The following is a 20,185-nucleotide window of genomic DNA, read 5'->3' as shown; positions in this document are numbered from 1 at the left end:
CGGTCGCCCACGCAGCGGCCGGACGGTTTTGCTGTGCCCATTACAACAATAAAACGGGTATTTCCCATGACATCGCTAAACGTGCTGACACCGTTGTACATGGCGCGGACCATCGGTCTGTGCTTCCTCGTCGCCCTGATGGAAGGCCTCGACCTGCAAGCCTCGGGCATCGCCGCCCAAGGCATGGCGGCAGCGTTCCAACTGGACAAACTACACATGGGCTGGGTCTTCAGCGCCGGCATTTTCGGCCTGCTGCCCGGAGCGTTTCTCGGCGGTTTGCTGGCTGATCGCATCGGCCGCAAACGGGTGTTGATGGCCTCGGTGGCCCTATTCGGATTGTTCTCGCTGGTCACGACCATGGCCTGGGACTTCAACAGCCTGCTGGTTGCGCGCTGCCTCACGGGCGTCGGCCTGGGCGCGGCACTGCCTAACCTGATCGCGCTGACCAGTGAAGTGGCTGGCCCGCGCCTGCGTGGCAGCGCCGTGAGCCTGATGTATTGCGGCGTGCCCCTGGGCGCGGCGCTGGCGGCCAGCATTGGCATCGCGCAACTGGCCGGCGGCTGGCAAGTGGTGTTCTACGTCGGTGGTATCGTGCCGTTGCTGATCGTGCCGCTGCTGGGGGTTTATCTGCCGGAATCCGCGGCGTTTCGCAGCGTGCGCGACGCCGCGCCGATCAGTGTGGCCAGCGGGCTGTTCCGCGGGGGCGCGGCATGGCCGACCGTGATGATCTGGGTCAGCTACTTCTTTACGCTCATGGTGGTTTACATCCTGATCAACTGGCTGCCGAGCCTGTTGGTCGGCCAGGGTTTCAGCGGTTCTCAGGCCAGCTGGGTGATGCTCGCGCTGCAATTTGGCGCGGCGGCCGGCACGTTGCTGCTGGGCTGGGTCATGGATCGCCTGCCGGCCTGGGCGTTGTCGGCGTTGATTTACCTCGGCATCCTCGCGTCACTGACTGCGCTGGGCATGGCCACCCAATTGCACAGCATGCTGGCGGCCGGCTTCGTCGCCGGTTTCTTCGCCACGGGCGGGCAATGTGTGCTGTATGCCTTGGCCCCGCATTTCTATCGTCCGTCAATTCGCGCCACGGGCGTCGGCAGCGCCGTCGCCATTGGCCGGTTGGGTGCGATGAGCGGCCCGTTGGTGGCCGGCAAGATGCTCGCACTGGGCACCGGCACCACCGGCGTGATGATGGCCTCGGCACCCGGCATTGTCATCGCCGCGCTGGCGATGTTTTACCTGTCGGTACGCCGCAACCGCTGCCCGGCTGACTGAGCGCCAATCCGTACTCGCCTTCCGCGCCACGATGGCGCGGGGCTTACCCCTACAACAATAAAAGTGAACACTGCCATGCTCAGGAACTTCTTTCGGGGCGTCAGCGCCTGCACCTGTGTTTTTTTCGTAGACCAGGCCTGCGCCGCCGGTTTTGTCGACGACAGCCAGGCCGATCTGGTGATACGCAACTATTACTTCGATCGCAATTACGTGAACGCCACACCGCAGGCGGCTGCCCGCGAGTGGGCGCAGGGCTTCATTCTCAACATGCGCTCGGGCTATACCGAAGGGCCTGTCGGCTTCGGCCTGGACGCCCAGGGTTTGCTGGGCGCACGTCTGGACTCCTCGCCCGCACGCACGGGCACCGGCCTGCTACCGTACAACCACCAGACCCGTGAACCGGCCAGCGAATATTCGGAGCTGGGCCTGACCGCCAAGGCCCGGGCCTCGAAGAGCGAGTTGCAACTGGGGACCATCAGCACGTTTCTGCCAATCGCCTTCGCCAGCCCTACCCGCCTGCTGCCGCAGACCTTCCGCGGCACGTACCTCAAGTCCCAGGAAATCGACAACCTGACCCTGCACGTCGGCTGGCTCGACCGCATCAACCTGCGCGACGCCACCCACTACCAGAAAATGTCGGTAGCCTCGCCCAACGGCCGCTTCAATGGCGCCGCCGAATCCGACCGTTTTACCTTCCTCGGCGGCGACTATGCCTGGTCGCCGCAACTGACGCTCAAGTACTACCACGCCGAACTGGCTGACCTTTATCGCAAGGATTTCTACGGTTTCGTCGACAATCGCCCGATGGGCCCCGGCCGCCTGAAAAGCGACGTGCGCCTGTTCGTCACCGCTGAAAACGGTGCCGCCAAGGCCGGCCCCGTGGACAATCGCAACGCCGCCCTGATGCTGACGTACAGCCTGGGCGCGCACAAATTCGGCGCCGGCTACATGCAGCTGACCGGCAAGACCGCCATGCCTTACCTGTTCGGCACCGAGCCGTTGGTGATCACCGAAGGCACGCTGAGCTCGGAGTTCCTCAACCCCAAGGAGCGCAGTTGGCAGGTGCGCTATGACTACAACTTTGCCGCGCTGGGCTTGCCCGGGCTCAATGGCATGCTGCGTTACGTCAGCGGCGACAACATTGAGTTACCCAAACTGGGCGGCAGCAACCTGAAGGAAAGCGAAAAAGATATCGAACTGAACTATGTGCTTCAGAGCACACCCCTTAAAGGCCTGAATCTGCGCGTGCGCAACGCATGGTACCGCAATGATTTCGCCGCCCAGGCCAGCCATCGGGACGACAATGAGCTACGGGTGAATGTCGATTACACCTGGAAGCTGTGGTGAATGACCGCCCAGTGATTCACCTGGGCTGGGCGGATCGTTCAAATGTGACCGTCGCATAGGCCTTCTGGAGCAACACAAACCCGGCCTCGGGCCGGGTTATCAGCCGACAAAAATGCAATCAGTGGATCCATAACAAACAGATGATCGATAATCGCCCAAATAAAACGCAATAAAACCGCAGAGCATGTTGACTCAAAGTGACGCACTTCATTTAATGGATCCATTAAATAAGAACAATCACTCGCCTGGAGAGTCACCATGTACCCCAAGAACACGTGGTATGTCGCCTGCACCCCCGATGAAATCGCGCAAAAGCCGCTGGGTCGGCAGATCTGCGGGGAAAAAATGGTGTTTTATCGCGGGCTGGAAGGCGCCGTCGTGGCTGTCGAGGACTTCTGTCCGCACCGCGGCGCGCCGCTCTCGTTGGGCTATGTGGAGAACGGCAAGCTGGTCTGCGGCTACCATGGCCTGGTCATGGGGGACGATGGCAAGACCGTCGAAATGCCCGGGCAGCGGGTGCGCGGGTTTCCCTGCAACAAGACCTTCGCCGCGGTGGAACGCTACGGTTTCATCTGGGTGTGGCCCGGCGATCAGGCCCAGGCCGACCCGGCGTTGATCCACCACTTGGAATGGGCCGTGAGCGACCAGTGGGCCTATGGTGGCGGTCTGTTTGACATCCAGTGCGACTACCGCCTGATGATCGACAACCTGATGGACCTGACCCACGAAACCTACGTCCACGCCTCCAGCATCGGCCAGAAGGAAATCGACGAAGCGCCGCCCGTGACCACGGTCGAAGGCGATGAAGTCGTCACCGCCCGCCACATGGAAAACATCATGGCCCCGCCGTTCTGGCGCATGGCCCTGCGTGGCAATAACCTCGCCGATGACGTGCCGGTGGACCGCTGGCAGATCTGCCGCTTCACCCCGCCCAGCCATGTGCTGATCGAAGTCGGCGTGGCCCACGCCGGCAAGGGCGGCTACCACGCCGCGCCCGAGCACAAGGCCGCGAGCATCGTGGTGGACTTCATCACCCCGCAAACCGAGACGTCGATCTGGTACTTCTGGGGCATGGCGCGCAACTTCAACCCTCAGGACCAGGCACTGACCGCCAGCATTCGCGAAGGCCAGGGCAAGATTTTCAGCGAAGACCTGGAGATGCTTGAACGCCAGCAACAGAACCTGCTGGCCCACCCGACGCGCAATCTGCTCAAGCTCAATATCGATGCCGGTGGCGTGCAGTCACGCAAGGTCCTCGAACGGCTGATCGCCAAGGAGCGCGCCCTCGCACCGCAACTGATCACCACGACCCGCGCCTGAACCGCGCGCTAACGCTACGAGGACTGAACATGATCGATGTGGTGGTGGTATCCCGCAACAACGAAGCCCAGGACATTTGCAGCTTTGAATTGGCCCGCGTCGACGGCCAGGCGCTGCCGGCCTTCAGCGCTGGCGCGCATATCGACGTGTACCTGCCCGACGGCGTGGTCCGTCAGTATTCCCTGTGCAATCACCCGGAAGAACGGCATCGCTACCTGATCGGCGTGCTCAACGACCCGGCCTCCCGTGGCGGCTCCCGTTGCTTGCACGAACACATACAGAAGGGCGCCCACCTGCAGATCAGCGAACCGCGCAACCTGTTCCCGCTGGCGCACGAAGCCCGACGCAGCCTGCTGTTCGCCGGCGGCATCGGCATCACCCCGATCCTGTGCATGGCCGAGCGCCTGGCCCATGTCGGGGCTGACTTCGAACTGCATTATTGCGCCCGCGCCAGTGAACGCGCCGCCTTTGTGCAACGCCTCAAGGACTCATCGTTCGCTGAGCGCGTGTTCCTGCATTTCGACGAGCAGCCCCATACGGCAATGAACACCGCCCAGGTGCTGGCGGCGCCCGACGCCAACGTCCACCTGTATGTGTGCGGCCCCGGCGGTTTCATGCAGCATGTGCTCGACAGCGCTCGGGCCCAGGGCTGGCAGGAGGAATGCCTGCACCGCGAATACTTCGCTGCGGCGCCGCTGGACAGCAGCCTCGACGCAGGGTTTTCGGTGAAGCTCGCCAGCAGCGGCCAGGTCTTCGACGTACCCGCCGACCGGAGCGTGGTCCAGGTCCTGGAAAGCCACGGTATCGAGATTGCCGTGTCGTGCGAACAAGGGATTTGCGGAACCTGCCTGACCCGCGTGCTCGAAGGCATACCGGAGCACCGCGACCTGTTCCTCACCGAGCAGGAACAAGCGCTGAACGACCAGTTCACCCCCTGCTGCTCGCGCGCGAAAACCCCGCTGCTGGTGCTCGATCTCTGAAAGGCGTCACGCCGTGGGCAAAATGACCTTCATCCGCGCGTTGGCGGTCGCGGAACCGAAGATCTCGGCATAACGCAAGGTCGCGTTGGCGTGCTCGCGCATGATCGCTTCGGCCCGCGCGCCCTGGCGATTGACCAGGGCATCGAAGACCGAGTGATGTTGCATGTGGGCATAGTTGAAACGCCGGTATTCGCGGACCATGTCGTCGCGATCCACCGCCAGCGCGGTGACCGATGCGAACGGCAGGTGATCATTGCGTGCCAGAGCGTCGGCGATCGCCGGGTTGTGGCTGCCTTCCACAATGACGCGGTGAAAGCGCATGTTCAGGTCGTGATAGACCTCAAGGTCGTCCTCGGTCACGTACCCTTTGTCGAACAGTTGATCGCCTTCCACCAGGCAGCGCTCGAGGGTGGCACGCGCCGCGGCGGACAACCCGCGCTCGGCGGTTTGACGCGCAGCCAGGCCCTCGAGCACGCCACGCACTTCGACGGCGCCGGCAATGTCGTCCGGGCTGACCGAACGCACCTGATACCCACGCCCGCCAAACGGCACCAGCAGCCCTTCCTGCTCAAGGGTACGGAACGCCATACGCACGGGCATGCGTGACACACCGAACAGTTGCGCCGTGGGAATCTCCATCAGCCGCTCGCCCGCCGCCAACTCGCCGCTGGCGATCATCTTGCGCAGTGCAACCAGCACCAATTGACCGGGTTTACTCATCCAGGCAACTTCCAGAAAACGTGGGTCGCCATAGTACCGCTAGTAGTACCGCTAGTAGTACTGCTAGTAGTACCGCAAGTAGTACCGCTAGTAGTACTGCTAGTAGTACCGCAAGTAGTACCGTAAGCATCCGACCGCGTCAGACGAACGCCAACGCCGCGCGTGCCGCGTCTATCGCGCCCAGGTGCTGCGCCAACCGGGACGGCAGGTAATCGAAAAAGAACCCGGCGCTTTGCAGCTTGGCGGCGCGCAACGGATCGTCCTCGGGCAATGCCCGGGAAACCCGAGCGGCCCGCGCCCATGCCAGGGCCAGCAGGGCCACGCCGCATAACTGGAGAAAGTCCGGCGCGGCCCGATAGGGGTACTCGCTGTCTTCCAGCGCCCGTTCACGTATGGCCTCGACCACACGGGCCAGTGCGTCACACAGGCTGCCCAGCGCGTCGGCGAAACCTGCACACGCGGCGCATTGGCCGCCCTGCCCGGCCTCGGTGCGCAGCACTGCCAGCAGCAAGTCGAAGGCTCGCCCCTCATCGCCCAGCACCTTGCGCAGCAGCAGGTCATTGGCCTGGATCTCGTTGCTGCCCTCATAGATCATCGCGATGCGACTGTCGCGCAACGTTTGCTCGATGGCGAACTCGGCGACGTAGCCGTAACCGCCGAAGACCTGCAAGGCATTGCTCGCCTGACGGAAACCCTGCTCGGTGAAAAACGCCTTGATGATCGGCGTCAGCAACTGCGCCAGTTGACCGGCGCACGCTTGCGCTTGCGGGTCCGGGTCATGCTCGGCCTGATCGAGCAAATGCGCGGTCCAATAACCGATGGCCCGCATCCCCTCGCTGGCCGTGCGCAACTCCAGCAACACGCGGCGCATCGCCGGGTGATAACGGATAGGGTCAGCCGCTTGGGCCGATGCCCCTTGCGGCCTCGACGGCGCACGCATTTGCACGCGCTCGGCGGCGTATTGCCCAGCGTTCTGCCAAGCCGCCTCGACATGCCCCAGGCCTTGCAGGCCGACATGCAGGCGCGCCGAGTTCATCATCACGAACATCGCCGCCAGGCCGCGGTTGGCGTCGCCGATCAGCCAGCCTAGGGCGCCGTCGAACACCAGCGAGCACGTGGCGCTGCCCTTGATGCCCATCTTGTGTTCAATGCCGTCGCAATGCACTGCGTTGGCCTGGCCGTCGTCCAGTCGCTTGGGCACCAGGAACAGTGAAAGGCCGCGACTGCCCGGCGGCGCATCGGGCAGGCGCGCCAGTACCAGGTGCAGGATATTGGGCGTGAGGTCGTGCTCGCCGCCGGAGATAAACAACTTGTTGCCCTGCAGGCGATAACGGCCATCGCCCTCGGGGGTCGCGCGACAGCGCAGCAACCCGACATCGCTGCCGGCCTGGGGCTCGGTCAGGCACATGGTGGGCAAGGCATGCCCACTGACGATCTCGGGCAAGTAACGCGCCTGCAACCAGGGCGCGGCGTGGGTCTTGAGGCAGAGGTAGGCGCCGTGGGCGATCCCGGTGTACATGGCCCACGCGTGGTTGCTGGCGTAGAGCATCTCTTGCAGCGCCGCGTCGAGCAGTTGCGGCAACCCCTGGCCGCCCTGCCCTTCGGCGCACGCCAAGGCCGGCCAGCCACCGTCGACATAGGCGCGATAGGCCTCGGCGAAACCGTCCGGCGTGCTGACCTGGCCGGCGTTCCAGCGACAGCCTTGACGATCGCCGCTACTGTTCAGGGGCGCCAGCACCCCCTGGCTGAAGCGCGCCGCTTCCTCCAACACTTGAACGGCGAGAGACATGTCCAACGCTTCGAACGCCGGAACATGGCTCCACGCCTGGGGGGCTTGCAGCCAATGTTCAAGCACAAATTGCATATCGCGCAGCGGCGCCTGATAGCTCCACATGGCAAACCTCATCGAATAAAAAGGAGTTACACCGTTGAACGCTCAACCGCGATAGGCCGGGTTCTCGATCAACAACGCCATGCCCTGCCCACCGCCGACGCACGCAGCGGCAATCCCGTAGCGCAGGTTGTGCCGGCGTAATTGCCCGGCCAGCGTCATGACCAAGCGCAGGCCGGTGGCAGCCAATGGATGCCCCACCGCCAGCGAACCGCCCTGGACGTTGAGCCGGGCGCTGTCCAGCTCCAGTTCCTGGGCCACCGCCAATACCTGGGCCGCCTGCGCTTCGTTGATCTCGAAACGGCCGATGTCATCCAGGCTCAACCCGCTGCGATGCAGCAGCAAGCGGATCGCCGGCGCCGGACCGATGCCCATGAACTCCGGCGCCACACCGACCACCGCGCTGGCCAGCAGCCGGGCCAGGGGCACACGCGGGCAGGCCGAGGCGCGCCCGACCAGGGCTGCCGCCGCACCATCGACCACCGCGCAGCTGTTGCCAGCGGTTTGCACGCCATTGGCATGCACGGCGCGCAAGCGTGCCAGGGCCGCAAGGTCGGTGGGCCGTGGGTGGCTGTCCTGGGTGACGGCAGCGGCGCGGCGTGCCAGGCTGATGCCACGCGGCTGATACCCCTCCAGCTCGAACACTTGGTTATCGACCGTCACGATCTCTTCAGCCCACGCACCGTCACGCTGCGCCTGCAACGCACGCTGATGGCTCGCGCAGGCGTAACGGTCCACGGCCTCGCGGCTCAGGCCATGGCGGCGCGCCAGGTGGTCGGCGGTGGCGATCATGTCCAGCCCCGGGGCCGGGTCGTATAGGGCTTCCCAGAGAAAATCCTTGAATTGCACTTCGCCACCGAGACGAAACCCATCCCGGTGGGTGTAGGCCGCAATCGGGTTGCGGGACATCGACTCACTGGCCACGCACAAGGCCAGTTGCACCTCGTCGCGCAGTTGCTCAGCGGCCTGGCGCAACAGCTCGAAACCCGTGGCGCAGATGCGCTGCACCCCCAGCGCCGGGACCGATTGCGCCACGCCGCTGTACAACCCGACATGCCGCGGCAGCAAATAGGCATCGAAGCTGGCCTGGGCCATGGAGCCGGCCAGCACGCTGTCCACCGCCAGCGGGTCGATACCGGCACGGGCCAGGACTTCACGGCCGACCTTGATCCCCAGGTCGATGGGCGAGACCAGGGACAAGGCGCCACCGAGGTCGACCCACGGCGTGCGTAGCGCCTCGTAAATCGCCACGTCGGCAAACGCCGAATATTGCCCCACGCCGCTCAAGGCTTGGGCTCGGCACGCAGGATCGCAGCATCTTCACCGCGATACAGCGCCTCGACCTTGGCCGCGCGCCATTGCAGTACTGCACGCTGGTTGATCGACCCCTTGTCGGTAATTTCCCCACGGTCGATAGACGCCGGCTCGTCGAGCAAGGCAATCCATTCCAAACGGCTGGCATTGCCGGTGGCGTCGCGATTGAGGCGCTGCAACCAGTCGCCGAACCATTGGCGCACCGGCACGCTGGCGAGTACGTCGGCGTCGCTCGCGTCGGCGTTCAAGCCCGCCAGCCGGCGGCATTCGTAGAGCCTGGGGAAGACCAGGGCGCCCAGGCATTCGCGGTCCGGCGCGGCAATCACCAGGTCCTGCACATACGGCGAGCCTTCCAGCACCGCGCGATTGCGCAACGGCCCGACGCTGACAAACACCCCGGAGGACAGTTTGAAATCCTCGGCGATGCGCCCGTCGAACATCAGCCCCAGTTGCGGCCGATTCGGGTCGGCGAGCTTGATCGCGTCCCCCGAACAATAGAAGCCGTGCGGGTCGAACACCTCGGCGGTTTGTTCCGGCGCCCGCCAGTACCCCGGCATGATGTGCGGCCCGCGAAAGCGCCCCTCGAACTTGCCGTCCACCGGCACCAGGCGCACCTCGCAGCCCGGCGCGGGCAAACCGATATAGCCGGCCATGGACAACGGCCCGGTGGTGAAGGTGCAGGATGGCGCGGCTTCGGTCATGCCCAGCCCGGCCATCATGCGGATGCGTTCTCCGCAGTGCTGTTCGGCCACCCGGTCGAGGCGGTCCCAGACACTTTGCGACAGGCCCGCGGCGGCGAAGAAAAACAATTTCATTCGCGCAAAAAAGCACTCGCGCAACTCGGCATCCTGCTCCAGGGCGCTGACCAATTCTTCCCAGCCCTTGGGCACCGTCAGATAGGCCGTGGGCGACACCTCCTTGAGGTTGCGCAGGGTCTCGGCAACCCCCTGGGCCGTGGGCTTGCCAGCGTCGAGGTAAAAGGTGCCGCCGTTGTAGAGCACGATGCCGACGTTGTGGCTGCCGCCGAAGGTGTGATTCCACGGCAACCAGTCCACCAGCACCGGCGGCTCTTCGCCGAACACCGGAAACGTCTGCAACAACATCTGCTGGTTGGCGCAGAGCATGCGTTGCGTGGTGATCACCGCCTTGGGCAATTTGGTCGAGCCCGAGGTGAAAAGAAACTTGGCGATGCTGTCCGGGCCGGTGGCATTGAACGCCTGATCGGCCGCACTGCCGCCCGGGGTTTGCAGCAGGCTCGCGAAGCTGACCTGGGTGCGTCCCGGCACATGGCCGCGCACGCAGATCAGCGGCGTCTCGGCCGGCAATACCGCGTCGATCGCGCGCTGGTAGGCCGCCGCATCGCTGACGAACACCAGCCCCGGCTGCAGCAGGTCGCATACATGCCGCAGCTTGGCGAAGTCCTGGGACAACAACGAATACGCCGGCGACACCGGGCAGTAAGGGATACCGGCGTACATCGCGCCGAGGGCCAGTTGCAGATGCTCGATGTCGTTGCCCGACAGCAACGCCAGCGGCTTGTCTGCTGACAGGCCGTAACTCAGCAAGGCCTGGGCAATCGCCCGCACGCTCTCAAGCATCTGCGCGTAGCTGACGCGACGCCAGTCACCATCGGCCTGGCGTGCGGCAATGAAGGTCTGCTCGGGACGCACCCGGGCCCAATGCACCAGACGATCGAGCAAGCGCGCCGGCAACTCGGCCAATGGCTCCAGGGAACGCATATGCAGCACGCCCTGCTCTTCAGTGACCGCCACCGGGGCGTGGCCGATGGAGACCTCGCGGTAGCGCGGTGCGGGCTGGGGTTGCGGTCTGAATTCGGAACTCACAAGGGTGTCCTCCAGCAAGGCGGATCACAGCCGCCTTGTTATTGTTATGTCGCGACGCCTGCTCAGATCGGGTAATGCCGCGGCCCGTTCTGCAAGGTCACCCAGCGCAATTGCGTGAAGTGTTCAATCGACGCCTTGCCGCCAAAGCTGCCGTAACCGCTGGACTTGACCCCGCCAAAGGGCATCTGCGCCTCGTCATGCACGGTCGGCCCGTTGATGTGGCAAATGCCCGACTCCACCCGCTGCGCCAGCGCCAGCGCACGCCCGGTGTCGCGGCTGAAGATCGCCGCCGACAGGCCGAACTCGGAGTCGTTGGCCAGGCGCAGCAGTGCTTCATCACCGTCACCGCGCAGCAACACCGCCACCGGGCCGAAGGATTCTTCGCGGTACAAGCGCATGTTCTCGGTGACGCCATCGATCAGGGTCGGCTGCAGGATGCTGCCCTCCAACTGGCCGCCCGCGACCAGCCGTGCGCCCTTGCCCAGCGCATCGTTGATCAGGGCCTTGATGCGTGTGCCGGCGCTGGCATCCACCAGGGAACCCAAGACCGAATCCGCCGCCGCAGGGTCACCGGCGCGCAGGCTGGCGACCTTGGCGGTCAGCTTGGCGATAAACGCATCGGCGACCTTGGCATCGACAATCAGGCGCTCGGTGGACATGCAAATCTGCCCCTGGTTGAAGTAGGCACCAAACGCTGCCGCGGCAACCGCCGCATCCAGGTCGGCGTCGTCGAGCACCAGGAGCGGCGCCTTGCCGCCCAGTTCCAGCAAGGCCGGCTTGAGGTGACGCGCCGAGAGCTCGCCGACAATCCGCCCGACATGGGTCGAGCCGGTGAAGTTGACCCGGCGCACCGCCGGGTTGGCGATCAGCCGTTCGACAATCGCGGCGGCATCGGCCGGTGCGTTGCTGATGACGTTGACCACACCATCGCCCAGCCCGGCATCCTGCAAGACCTGGCCAATCAGGCGATGCACTGCCGGGCTTAACTCCGAAGCCTTGAGCACCACGGTATTGCCGCAGGCCAGCGGCATGGCGATGGCGCGCGTGGCGAGGATGACCGGGGCATTCCACGGCGCAATCCCCAGCACCACGCCGCACGGCTGACGCAGGGCCATGGCGAAACTGCCGGGCACATCGGAGGGAATCACTTCGCCGGTGATCTGGGTGGTCATCGACGCTGCTTCACGCAGCATGTTGGCCGCCAGGCGCACGTTGAAGCCATACCAGTTGGCCATGGCGCCGGTTTCGCCGGCGGCGGCAATGAATTCGGCGCTGCGCGCCTGCAAGTGTTCGGCCGCCTTGAGCAACCGGGTGCGGCGTTCGTTCGGCGCCAGCGCGGCCCAGCCGGGGAACGCCGCCTGGGCTGCGGCCACGGCGGCGTCGGCATCGTCCAGGGTCGCGGCGGCAACCCGCGAAACCACTTCACCGGTCACCGGGTTGCGACGCTCGAAGGTTCGACCGTCACGGGCGGGGCACGACCGGCCGCCGATCAACAGGGGCACGTCCAGCATGGTGATTCCTCTTTATTGTCTTTATGGGGAATGCATTCAAGCGATGTCACAGTAGCGCCAGGGTGAGGCGGCGAACAGCGGGATGCGCCCGCCATTCGCCGACCAGCCTCAGCGTTTGTACGTTTGCAGGCCGGGCTTGATGCTCTTGTCGTCGAGGAACTGCTTCATGCCCTGCTCGCGGCCGCCTTCGGTGTCGAGCAAGCGCGACTGATCGAGCTTGGCGTAGAGGTAATCCTCGTTCTGCTCCCAGGTCAGTTCGCGGCAACGTTTGAAGCCATGCTTGGCCGCCCGCAGCACCACCGGGTTTTTCTCCAGCAGGTTGCGCGCCAGTTCGATGGTCACTTCGCGCAGTTGCGCCAGCGGTACGCTTTCGTTGACCAGGCCCATCTCGGCGGCCTTCTGCCCGCCGAAGGTCTTGCCGGTCATGATGTAGTACAGCGATTGACGATGGCCCACGGTGTCGGCCATGGCCTTGCTCACCAGGTTGCCCGGTGGGATGCCCCAGTTGATTTCCGAGAGGCCGAAGGTGGCTTCGTCGGCGCAGATCGCCAGGTCGCACGCCACCAATGGGCTGAAGCCGCCGCCGAAGCACCAGCCATTGACCATGGCGATGGTGGGCTTGGCGTACATGCGCAGCAGTTTCCATTGCCATTGCGAGGCTTCGCGGCGGATTTTCTCCTGGAGGATTTCCGGGCCGGCATCCACTTCGCGAAAGTATTCCTTGAGGTCCATGCCGGCGGTCCAGGCTTCACCGGCACCGGTCAGTACCAGTACGCCGGCGGCGGGGTCCTGCTCCAGGGTTTCCAGGACGTCGATCATTTCGCGGTTCAGGGTCGGGCTCATGGCGTTGCGTTTTTCCGGGCGATTGAGAATGACCCAGGCAATGCCTTCCTCGATTTCAACCTTGACGGTGGTCCAACGGCCTTCGTAATTGCTCATGACGGTACGCTCTTGTTCTTGGTTGGAAGATGATTCGAAATTAAACCGCAAATATAGTTATGTCAATTAACTATTAACCTTGATAACCAATATTTTCCCCTTGTAAAACCTAAGCCGCTCGGGCGTTATGAAAAGCCGGCATAGCCATGGCTCGCGAACCTCGGCAAACTAGATAGCTTTCTTAACCTCCACCTTCTGAGGATTGCACTGTCAATGGCCAAGCCTTCCAACATCGCCGACGCCAACCTGGCCCTGCCCGACACCACCGAGGGGCGTGCGCCGCTGGATTCGGCCCTGGACGACCTGATCGGTTACGCCATACGGCGTGCGCAGCTCAAGCTGTTCCAGAACCTGATCGGTCGGCTTGCCGAGCACGACCTGCGCCCCGCTCAGTTCTCGGCCCTGGCGATCATCGAGCAGAATCCCGGCCTGATGCAGACCGACCTGGCTCGCGCGCTGGCGATTGAGCCGCCCCAGGTGGTGCCGTTGCTGAACAAGCTGGAAAGCCGCGCCCTCGCCGTGCGTGTGCGCTGCAAACCAGACAAGCGCTCCTATGGGATCTTCCTCAGCAAGACCGGCGAAACCCTGCTCAAGGCGCTCAAAGAGATCGCCGTCCAGAGTGACCTGGACTCCACCGCAGCCCTGGACGGTGAGGAACGTGCAGAGCTGCTGCGCTTGCTGAAGAAGGTGTATCAGGACTGACGGCTTACCAGAGCGCCACGGTGTAGAGCACCAGGAAACGGGTCTGGTTTTCATCGCGAAATGCCGCGCCAGCCGGGAAGTCATTGCGATAGATCGACTTGCGCGCCAGCAGCCCGACGTTCTTCAGCGGGCCGCTCTGGATCACGTAGCCCAGCTCCATCTGGAACTCGCGCTCCTTGCGATCCTCGGCGTTGAATGCCGCCAGCTCGATGTTATCGCCGCGCACGTAACGCAGCCGGCCCTTCAGGCCCGGTAAACCGGAAGCCGCGAAGTCGTAGTCGTAGATCGCCTGCCAGGTGCGCTCCTTGGCGTTGAGAAAGTCCGAACTCATGGTCAGTTCGCTCATGCCCATCAGCTCCGTCCCGGAGATATAGGGCGTGGCCGTCTCCCCACTGGAATGCATGTAGCCCAGGCTGAATTTGTGACCGCCCAGGCGGTAGCCAAACAACGCCGAGAGGTTGCGGTTATCCACGTTCCCCGCCTTGGCACTGCCGTCCTCGCGACTGAAGAAACTGCGCAAGTCGCTGGTGAGCACGCCATCGCCCACGGGCAGATTGTGCAGCAACGCCAGGGTGTCCTGCTGGTAGAGGTCGGCTATCTGCGAGTGATAGGCGCGCAGGCTGAGGTCTTTGTTGACCTGGTAGTCACCGCCGACGTAAGCCAGGTGCGAGGTGGTGGCGGTGGCATTGAAACGCCGGTTGGGCGAGGCGATGGTCATGGCCTGGTAGCTGGTGGAGTCGCGTTTGTTGATGCGGTCGATATAGCCGGTATTGAAGGTCAGGCCGTCGATGTCCTTGGAGCTCAAGGTGGTGCCGCGAAAGGTTTGCGGCAGCAGGCGCGACGGGCTGGCAAAGGCGAACGGCAGGAAGATCGACACGTCACCGGTCTTCACGGTGGTTTGGGCAAACCGCATCTTGGCGGTCGGCGCCAGGCGCGAGTACTCATCGGCGGCACGCTTGTCGCTGGCCGACACCGGCAACAACTCGGTGCCGCTGCGGTCCGGCGAAGAATCGAGCTTGACCCCCATCAACCCGCGCACATCCAGGCCAAAGCCCAGCGGGCCCGGGGTGTACCCCGATTCCAGGTTGAGGATGAACGCCTGGGCCCATTCTCGCGCAGCGGTCTTTGCACCGTCGTCCTTGTAGTCGCGATCCAGATAGTAATTGCGCAGGGTCAAGGTGCCGTGGCTGTCGTCGATAAAGCCGGCCGCCCACAGCTGGGAGGGCAACACGCTCAAGGCCAGCAACGCCATGACCAGGCCTGGCTTGCGGTTCGACACACAGGAGACGGACGCCACTGCAACGGCGTCCTCCATCGGGAGTTTTGGCATGTTCGTTGTCCATTTTTTGTTGTTGTTTTTGGGGGTGGCACACGCTCGGCCCGTTCGGCTTCGCCAATAGAGAATGGAAACAGCCGACGGCACTCGTCAACAGCGACTGACCGATAATCGAACATTAATAAAGCTATCTATTTTTATGATGAACACTTACACGCATCACAACACCATGAATTTAAAGCACTTATTTACTGTTTTTAGCATTTTTAATACGCCATTCATTTTTTAGTTATCTTTGTTATCTTAATCAGCAGCAGCCACTTGCGCTCGCCACCACAACAAAAACAACAACAATGAGGTTTGCCCATGGACAGTCCATCGCGTCGTTCGACGCTGACTATCGCGTTGTGCTTTATCGTTGCGCTGATCGAAGGGTTCGATCTGCAAGCCGCCGGAACCGCCGCCGCGGGGTTGCGCCAGAGTTTTGCCCTGGACCCGAAGATGCTCGGTTGGGTGTTCAGCGTCGGGATCATTGGCCTGCTGCCGGGGGCGTTCTTCGGTGGCTGGGTCGCCGACCGAATCGGGCGCAAGAAAATCCTGGTGATCGCGGTGCTGCTGTTCGGGCTGTTCTCGCTTTGCACCGCGTTTGTCGAAAGCTACTCGAGCCTGCTGTTGGTGCGCTTTCTGACCGGCCTCGGGCTGGGTGCCGCGCTGCCCAACCTGATCGCGCTGTGCGCCGAAGCGGTCAGCGAACGCAGCCGGGGCACCGCCATCAGCGTGATGTACTGCGGCGTGCCGTTGGGCGGCGCATTGGCGGCGGTGGTGGCGATGTTTTCCAGTGAACACTGGCAGACCACCTTTATCATCGGCGGCCTGGCGCCCTTGCTGGCCGTGCCGTTGATGATCCTGCTGCTGCCCGAGTCCAACGCCTTTCGCCAACAGCTCGACAATACCCTCAGTGCCCGCCCCTCCACCCGCCAGGCGCTGTTCGGCGAAGGGCGCGCAGGCACCACGCTGGCCTTGTGGCTCAGCTACTTCTTCACCCTGACTGTGATGTACATGCTGCTCAACTGGCTGCCGTCGTTGTTGCTCGAACAAGGCTTCAGCAAACCCCAGGCGGGCATGGTGCAGATGCTGTTCAACATCGGCGGCGCCCTTGGCTCGCTGCTCGGCGGTGTCCTGCTGGACCGCTGCAATGCCCTCAGAGTGGTGCTGTTCGTGTATGCCGGGCTGCTCGCGGCCCTGGCCGGGGTCGGGCTGTCGGTGGGCATCGTGCCCATGGCCATCGCCGGTTTCGCCGCGGGCTTGTTCGTCATGGCCGCGCAGTTGGTGCTCTATGCGTCGGCACCGCCCTCCTATCCAACGGCGGTGCGCGCCACCGGCGTCGGTGCGGCCGTGGCCATCGGCCGGCTGGGCTCGGTGGCCGGACCGCTGGCGGCGGGACAACTGCTCGCCGCAGGTGCGGGCACCACAGGCGTCCTGCTGGCGACCTCTCCCGGGTTGGCGATCGCGGCGCTGGCCATCATCACCGTCATGGTGCGTAAGGCGCCACTGAACCTGTCCACCCCGGAAGCGGCCGGGCACACCAAAGCCTAGAACTTGTGCAGCCAATTGAGCACCAGTTTGTTGCCCTCGGTGCGGTTCTCAGCCTGCTGTTCAAAGTAGGCGTTCACCGATAGCACGTTCTCCTTGTTGAAGGCGTATAACAGGCCTGGGCCCATGGCCCAGACCTTCTCCCGGCGCCCGCTCACGGCGTGCCCGTCCACCTGGGTGTCGGTGATCTGCTTCAACCAGTAGCCGTTCACCCCCACGCTCAGTTGCTGGCTCAAGGCATATTGCACGGTCAGGTTGGCATGCAACGCCTGGCCGGCCTGGGTATCGGAAACATCCCCAAAACCGGCCTGCGGCTCATCATTCTTGCCATTCCACAGGTACATGAAACGCCCGCTCGCCGACCACTTCGGGCTGAACCAGTACGTTGCCGCGTAATACGGGTTGAATGACCAGAAGTTGCTGCCTGGGTTGATCGAGCGCTTGCGGTCATAGGCCCCCACCGGCACCGAGATATCGGCTTCGACACGTTGGGTCAACAACGGGCTGCCATCGGCGCGGCTCAGGGTCGGCAGTTGCAGGAAGGGCCCCACAGTCACATCACCAAACCCGGCGCGAGAACTCAGCGCCGCATTGTTCAAACCATCGTCGACATCTGCGTGGACCAAGGAGGTGTTGATCAGGGTGAATCCCGGCATCGCACCATTGGCCAGGGGTTGCCCGAGGTAGATGATCTGCGTGGTGGGCGCCACCACGTCCAGGTCCTGCCTGGGCAACGCCAGCTTGTGACCGTTGGCGTCATTGAAGCGGCTGGCCCGGGAGTACGTCAGGTATTCCTCCAGGTACCAGCCAGGGCCGGCCGGAGCCGGTGAGCCGTCGTAGAAACTGGTGCTGCCGAGGTTGAGCCCGGGCAGGTCGTAAGCGTGTGCAATCGATGACAGTGCGACAAAAGGCATGGCCGCAACCGTCCGCAAGATAGGCTTGAGCATCTTGGATGTCCTGTATTTTTGTTGTTGTTCAAGACCCCCGGCGCGGAGGCGCCGCGCCGGGGTTTAGCGCCGTTGCAAGCGCTACACGTAGGTCGCGGCCAAGCCACCGTCCACCGGCAGATTGACCCCGTTGACCCAGCGCGCAGCGTCCGAGCAGAGGAAGGCAATCACCGCCGCCACCTCATCGGCCAGGGCTGGCCGGGTCATGCGCTGGCTGTCTGCGGCCACCCGTTCCGGCCCGAGCATGCTGACGAAATCGCCGAGAATCGGGGTAAACACCGGCCCCGGCGCGACGCAGTTGATGCGTACCGAGTGATCGCGAAACCAGCCCTGGGATTGCTGGAAGCTCCACACGATCAGCGCTTCCTTGAAGTACTGATAACAGTTGTCCTGCTCCACCGGGTTGGCCGCCAGCCACTGCTGCCCTGCCTCGAAGCTTGGCGTCGCGGCCAGGGCCTTGTGCCGCTCCAGCCGTTGCGGCCATTGCGCACCGAGGACCGAGGCGACATTGACGATGCTGCCGCCCGCCGACATGCGTGGCAGCAGCGATTGGGTCAGGTGCCGCAGCCCCAGGTAATTGACCGTGGCCACCGCTTGCAAGGGCGCCGTACCGGGCACGCCGGCAATGTTGCACAGCCCATCGATGCGCGCCGGCAGGCGTGCCACCAGCGCATCGATGCTGGCAGGGTCGCCCAGGTCAGCCTGGACGAAGCTATCCAGGGTCAGTTGCGGTGCATGGCGATCAACGCCGATCACCGTGGCCCCCTGGAAGCGCGCAAGCCGCGCCAGCTCGGCGCCAATGCCGGAAGCGACGCCAGTGACGATCAAGGTTTTGTTCTGCAGGTTCATGTTCAAGCCCTCTTGTTTTTGTATAGGCATGGGTGGATCAAACCGATGAGCCAGGGCTCAGAACGGATAGGCAGGCGGTGTATTTTTCAGCGTGACCCACTGCCACTGGCTGTACTCGTCCCAGTCGGCCGGCCCGCCCACGCTGCCGCCATTACCGGAGGCGCCGCGCCCGCCGAACGGGTTGATGCATTCGTCGGCCACGGTCTGGTCGTTGATGTGCAGCAGGCCGCAGTCAAGCCGCTCGCCGATGGCCATGGCGCGCCCGACCGACGGCGAGATGATGGCGGCCGACAGGCCGTACTCGGTGCGGTTGGCCAGTTCGATGGCCTCCTCGTCCGTGGCGAAGCTGACCACCGTGGCCACCGGGCCGAAGATTTCATCCTCAAACGCGCGCATCCCCGGACGCACGCCACTGAGCACGGTGGGCTGGTAGAACAACCGGTCATATTCGCCGCCCGCCTCCAACCGCGCGCCCGCTTGCAGGCTGTCGCTGACGATTGCGTGTACGCGCTGCAATTGCCGTTGGTTGATCAATGGGCCGAGCGCGGCCTCACCCCGGGCGGCATTGCCCACCGTCAACGCCCGGGCCTTGTCCACCAACTTGCGCGTGAGGCGTTCGGCGATGGATTCATGGGCGAGAATCAAGCCGGTCGCCATGCAGATCTGCCCCTGGTGCATCCAGGCGCCCCAGGCGGCATTGCTCGCGGCCAGGTCGAGGTCGGCGTCTTCGAGAATGATCAGCGGGTTTTTGCCGCCCAGTTCCAGCGCGACTTTTTTCAGGTGTCGCCCCGCCACTTCGGCGACTTTGCGCCCCGCCGCGGTGGATCCGGTGAACGCAATCATCCGCACATTCGGATCGCGGCACAGCGCCTCCCCCTCCGGCGCAGCGCCGGGCAACACCTGCAGCAGGCCCTTGGGCAAGCCCGCCTCTTCGAACAGCCGGGCGATGAGAAAACCACCGCTGACCGGCGTCTGCGGGTCGGGCTTGAGCACCACCGCATTGCCCGCCGCCAGCGCCGGCGCCACCGAGCGCAGCGACAGGATCAGCGGAAAATTGAACGGCGAAATCACCCCGACCACGCCATGGGGCTGACGCCGCGCATAGGACAGGCGCCCGGCTTCACTGGGCACCACCACCCCGTGCGGTTGGGACAACAGCCCCGCCGCCTGATGCAGCAGCACTATCGCTTCGCGCACTTCGTGTTCACCCTTGAACAACGCGCCGCCGGTTTCCCGCGCGACATACAGCGCCAGTTCCGCAAAGGACTGCTGAGCCAGGTCCGCCGCCTTGCGAAACACCTCGGCACGCTCCCGAGGGCCGAATGCAGCCCATGCCGGCTGCGCCAGGGCCGCGTTGCGGCAGGCGATGGCGATGTCGGCCGGGGTGGCCATGGCGCAGCGCATCAGGGGTTCGCCGGTGGCGGGTTCGATCACTGGGATCACGGACCCCGAGGCGGGTATCCAATCGCCGTTGAACAGGCATTCGGACGCAATGGCCCGCTGTAGAAAGTGAGTGGTTTCAGACACTGACATGGCAACTCCGAGTTCTTGTAATTGTCATCGCCTGCACAGGGTGCAAACGCCGCATCAAGCCTTGAGCAAAGGCTGTGCCGCTTGCGCGCAAAGCTGCTGACGTAACGCGTCGAGGGCTCTGGGTCGCGGCCCGCCGCGCTGCGCTCA

At 64.0% G+C, this 20,185-nt stretch carries 16 protein-coding genes; 6 read left to right on the top strand and 10 right to left on the bottom strand.

Features of this window, described 5'->3' with window-relative positions:
- Nucleotides 1–66: 66 nt before the first annotated feature.
- The 4 genes from mhpT (MOQ67_RS13020) to MOQ67_RS13005 all read left to right on the top strand — a co-directional run bounded on the left by mhpT (MOQ67_RS13020) (nucleotide 67) and on the right by MOQ67_RS13005 (nucleotide 4,919).
- Complete coding sequence (mhpT, locus tag MOQ67_RS13020) at nucleotides 67–1,272, top strand: 3-(3-hydroxy-phenyl)propionate transporter MhpT (RefSeq protein ID WP_126586895.1); 1,206 nt, start codon at nucleotides 67–69, stop codon at nucleotides 1,270–1,272.
- A 75-nt stretch (nucleotides 1,273–1,347) separates the two neighbouring features.
- A complete protein-coding gene (locus MOQ67_RS13015) occupies nucleotides 1,348–2,619 on the top strand; it encodes an OprD family porin (protein WP_046483770.1) in 1,272 nt (423 codons plus the stop codon).
- Between the two features lie 258 nt (nucleotides 2,620–2,877).
- Nucleotides 2,878–3,939 carry an aromatic ring-hydroxylating oxygenase subunit alpha gene (locus tag MOQ67_RS13010; protein WP_017847926.1) on the top strand — a complete coding sequence of 354 codons (1,062 nt, stop codon included), beginning with the start codon at nucleotides 2,878–2,880 and terminating at the stop codon, nucleotides 3,937–3,939.
- A gap of 29 nt (nucleotides 3,940–3,968) precedes the next feature.
- Nucleotides 3,969–4,919, top strand: coding sequence for a PDR/VanB family oxidoreductase (locus MOQ67_RS13005; protein ID WP_198717759.1), 951 nt, complete (start codon nucleotides 3,969–3,971; stop codon nucleotides 4,917–4,919).
- A 6-nt stretch (nucleotides 4,920–4,925) separates the two neighbouring features.
- On the opposite strand, the gene MOQ67_RS13000 is transcribed toward MOQ67_RS13005, so the two are convergent.
- From MOQ67_RS13000 to MOQ67_RS12975, 6 genes are all read right to left on the bottom strand, one after another.
- Nucleotides 4,926–5,639, bottom strand: a complete 714-nt coding sequence (locus MOQ67_RS13000; protein WP_046383958.1) for a GntR family transcriptional regulator — start codon at nucleotides 5,637–5,639, stop codon at nucleotides 4,926–4,928.
- A 139-nt stretch (nucleotides 5,640–5,778) separates the two neighbouring features.
- Entirely contained in the window at nucleotides 5,779–7,533 is a 1,755-nt protein-coding gene (locus MOQ67_RS12995; RefSeq protein ID WP_198717760.1) for an acyl-CoA dehydrogenase family protein, read from the bottom strand.
- A 42-nt stretch (nucleotides 7,534–7,575) separates the two neighbouring features.
- Nucleotides 7,576–8,817, bottom strand: coding sequence for a thiolase family protein (locus tag MOQ67_RS12990; RefSeq protein WP_102617401.1), 1,242 nt, complete (start codon nucleotides 8,815–8,817; stop codon nucleotides 7,576–7,578).
- Complete coding sequence (locus tag MOQ67_RS12985) at nucleotides 8,814–10,688, bottom strand: feruloyl-CoA synthase (protein WP_198717761.1); 1,875 nt, start codon at nucleotides 10,686–10,688, stop codon at nucleotides 8,814–8,816. Before MOQ67_RS12985 ends, MOQ67_RS12990 begins: the two co-directional genes overlap by 4 nt.
- A gap of 62 nt (nucleotides 10,689–10,750) precedes the next feature.
- Nucleotides 10,751–12,199: an aldehyde dehydrogenase gene (locus MOQ67_RS12980; protein WP_198717762.1), complete on the bottom strand. Its 1,449-nt coding sequence runs from the start codon at nucleotides 12,197–12,199 to the stop codon at nucleotides 10,751–10,753.
- 108 nt (nucleotides 12,200–12,307) lie between these two features.
- A complete protein-coding gene (locus MOQ67_RS12975) occupies nucleotides 12,308–13,138 on the bottom strand; it encodes a p-hydroxycinnamoyl CoA hydratase/lyase (protein ID WP_046483783.1) in 831 nt (276 codons plus the stop codon).
- 213 nt (nucleotides 13,139–13,351) lie between these two features.
- Here MOQ67_RS12975 and MOQ67_RS12970 point away from each other — a divergent pair, with 213 nt between their 5' ends.
- A complete protein-coding gene (locus MOQ67_RS12970; RefSeq protein ID WP_046483785.1) occupies nucleotides 13,352–13,840 on the top strand; it encodes a MarR family winged helix-turn-helix transcriptional regulator in 489 nt (162 codons plus the stop codon).
- A 4-nt stretch (nucleotides 13,841–13,844) separates the two neighbouring features.
- Here MOQ67_RS12970 and MOQ67_RS12965 read toward each other — a convergent pair whose 3' ends face one another.
- On the bottom strand, nucleotides 13,845–15,170 hold the full coding sequence (locus MOQ67_RS12965; RefSeq protein ID WP_057005581.1) for an OprD family porin: 1,326 nt from the start codon (nucleotides 15,168–15,170) through the stop codon (nucleotides 13,845–13,847).
- A gap of 312 nt (nucleotides 15,171–15,482) precedes the next feature.
- Between MOQ67_RS12965 and mhpT (MOQ67_RS12960) the strand changes: the two genes are divergently transcribed.
- On the top strand, nucleotides 15,483–16,712 hold the full coding sequence (mhpT, locus tag MOQ67_RS12960) for a 3-(3-hydroxy-phenyl)propionate transporter MhpT (RefSeq protein ID WP_017847936.1): 1,230 nt from the start codon (nucleotides 15,483–15,485) through the stop codon (nucleotides 16,710–16,712).
- On the opposite strand, the gene MOQ67_RS12955 is transcribed toward mhpT (MOQ67_RS12960), so the two are convergent.
- The 3 genes from MOQ67_RS12955 to MOQ67_RS12945 all read right to left on the bottom strand — a co-directional run bounded on the left by MOQ67_RS12955 (nucleotide 16,709) and on the right by MOQ67_RS12945 (nucleotide 20,038).
- Nucleotides 16,709–17,656 carry a SphA family protein gene (locus MOQ67_RS12955; protein WP_104903483.1) on the bottom strand — a complete coding sequence of 316 codons (948 nt, stop codon included), beginning with the start codon at nucleotides 17,654–17,656 and terminating at the stop codon, nucleotides 16,709–16,711. The two genes, mhpT (MOQ67_RS12960) and MOQ67_RS12955, sit on opposite strands and share 4 nt — an antisense overlap.
- 81 nt (nucleotides 17,657–17,737) lie before the next feature.
- Nucleotides 17,738–18,505 carry a coniferyl-alcohol dehydrogenase gene (locus tag MOQ67_RS12950; protein WP_046383966.1) on the bottom strand — a complete coding sequence of 256 codons (768 nt, stop codon included), beginning with the start codon at nucleotides 18,503–18,505 and terminating at the stop codon, nucleotides 17,738–17,740.
- Nucleotides 18,506–18,562: 57 nt separating this feature from the next.
- Nucleotides 18,563–20,038 (bottom strand): benzaldehyde dehydrogenase, encoded by a 1,476-nt coding sequence (locus tag MOQ67_RS12945; RefSeq protein ID WP_198718446.1) that lies wholly within the window; start codon nucleotides 20,036–20,038, stop codon nucleotides 18,563–18,565.
- Nucleotides 20,039–20,185: the final 147 nt, after the last annotated feature.

It is taken from the genome of Pseudomonas sp. LY-1, assembly GCF_053502595.1.
Note: the sequence above shows the minus strand (reverse complement) of the source record. Positions and strands in the feature narration are given on the sequence as shown.

What these genes read in the sequence shown, in the direction of transcription:
- MOQ67_RS12980 (WP_198717762.1), bottom strand. Translation starts at nt 12,199, where the DNA reads ATGCTGGACGTGCCCCTGTTGATCGGCGGCCGGTCGTGCCCCGCCCGT.
- MOQ67_RS13005 (WP_198717759.1), top strand. Translation starts at nt 3,969, where the DNA reads ATGATCGATGTGGTGGTGGTATCCCGCAACAACGAAGCCCAGGACATT.
- MOQ67_RS12965 (WP_057005581.1), bottom strand. Translation starts at nt 15,170, where the DNA reads ATGCCAAAACTCCCGATGGAGGACGCCGTTGCAGTGGCGTCCGTCTCC.
- mhpT (WP_126586895.1), top strand. Translation starts at nt 67, where the DNA reads ATGACATCGCTAAACGTGCTGACACCGTTGTACATGGCGCGGACCATC.
- MOQ67_RS12970 (WP_046483785.1), top strand. Translation starts at nt 13,352, where the DNA reads ATGGCCAAGCCTTCCAACATCGCCGACGCCAACCTGGCCCTGCCCGAC.
- MOQ67_RS12950 (WP_046383966.1), bottom strand. Translation starts at nt 18,505, where the DNA reads ATGAACCTGCAGAACAAAACCTTGATCGTCACTGGCGTCGCTTCCGGC.
- MOQ67_RS12995 (WP_198717760.1), bottom strand. Translation starts at nt 7,533, where the DNA reads ATGTGGAGCTATCAGGCGCCGCTGCGCGATATGCAATTTGTGCTTGAA.
- MOQ67_RS12975 (WP_046483783.1), bottom strand. Translation starts at nt 13,138, where the DNA reads ATGAGCAATTACGAAGGCCGTTGGACCACCGTCAAGGTTGAAATCGAG.
- MOQ67_RS12945 (WP_198718446.1), bottom strand. Translation starts at nt 20,038, where the DNA reads ATGTCAGTGTCTGAAACCACTCACTTTCTACAGCGGGCCATTGCGTCC.
- MOQ67_RS13010 (WP_017847926.1), top strand. Translation starts at nt 2,878, where the DNA reads ATGTACCCCAAGAACACGTGGTATGTCGCCTGCACCCCCGATGAAATC.
- mhpT (WP_017847936.1), top strand. Translation starts at nt 15,483, where the DNA reads ATGGACAGTCCATCGCGTCGTTCGACGCTGACTATCGCGTTGTGCTTT.
- MOQ67_RS13015 (WP_046483770.1), top strand. Translation starts at nt 1,348, where the DNA reads ATGCTCAGGAACTTCTTTCGGGGCGTCAGCGCCTGCACCTGTGTTTTT.
- MOQ67_RS13000 (WP_046383958.1), bottom strand. Translation starts at nt 5,639, where the DNA reads ATGAGTAAACCCGGTCAATTGGTGCTGGTTGCACTGCGCAAGATGATC.
- MOQ67_RS12955 (WP_104903483.1), bottom strand. Translation starts at nt 17,656, where the DNA reads ATGCTCAAGCCTATCTTGCGGACGGTTGCGGCCATGCCTTTTGTCGCA.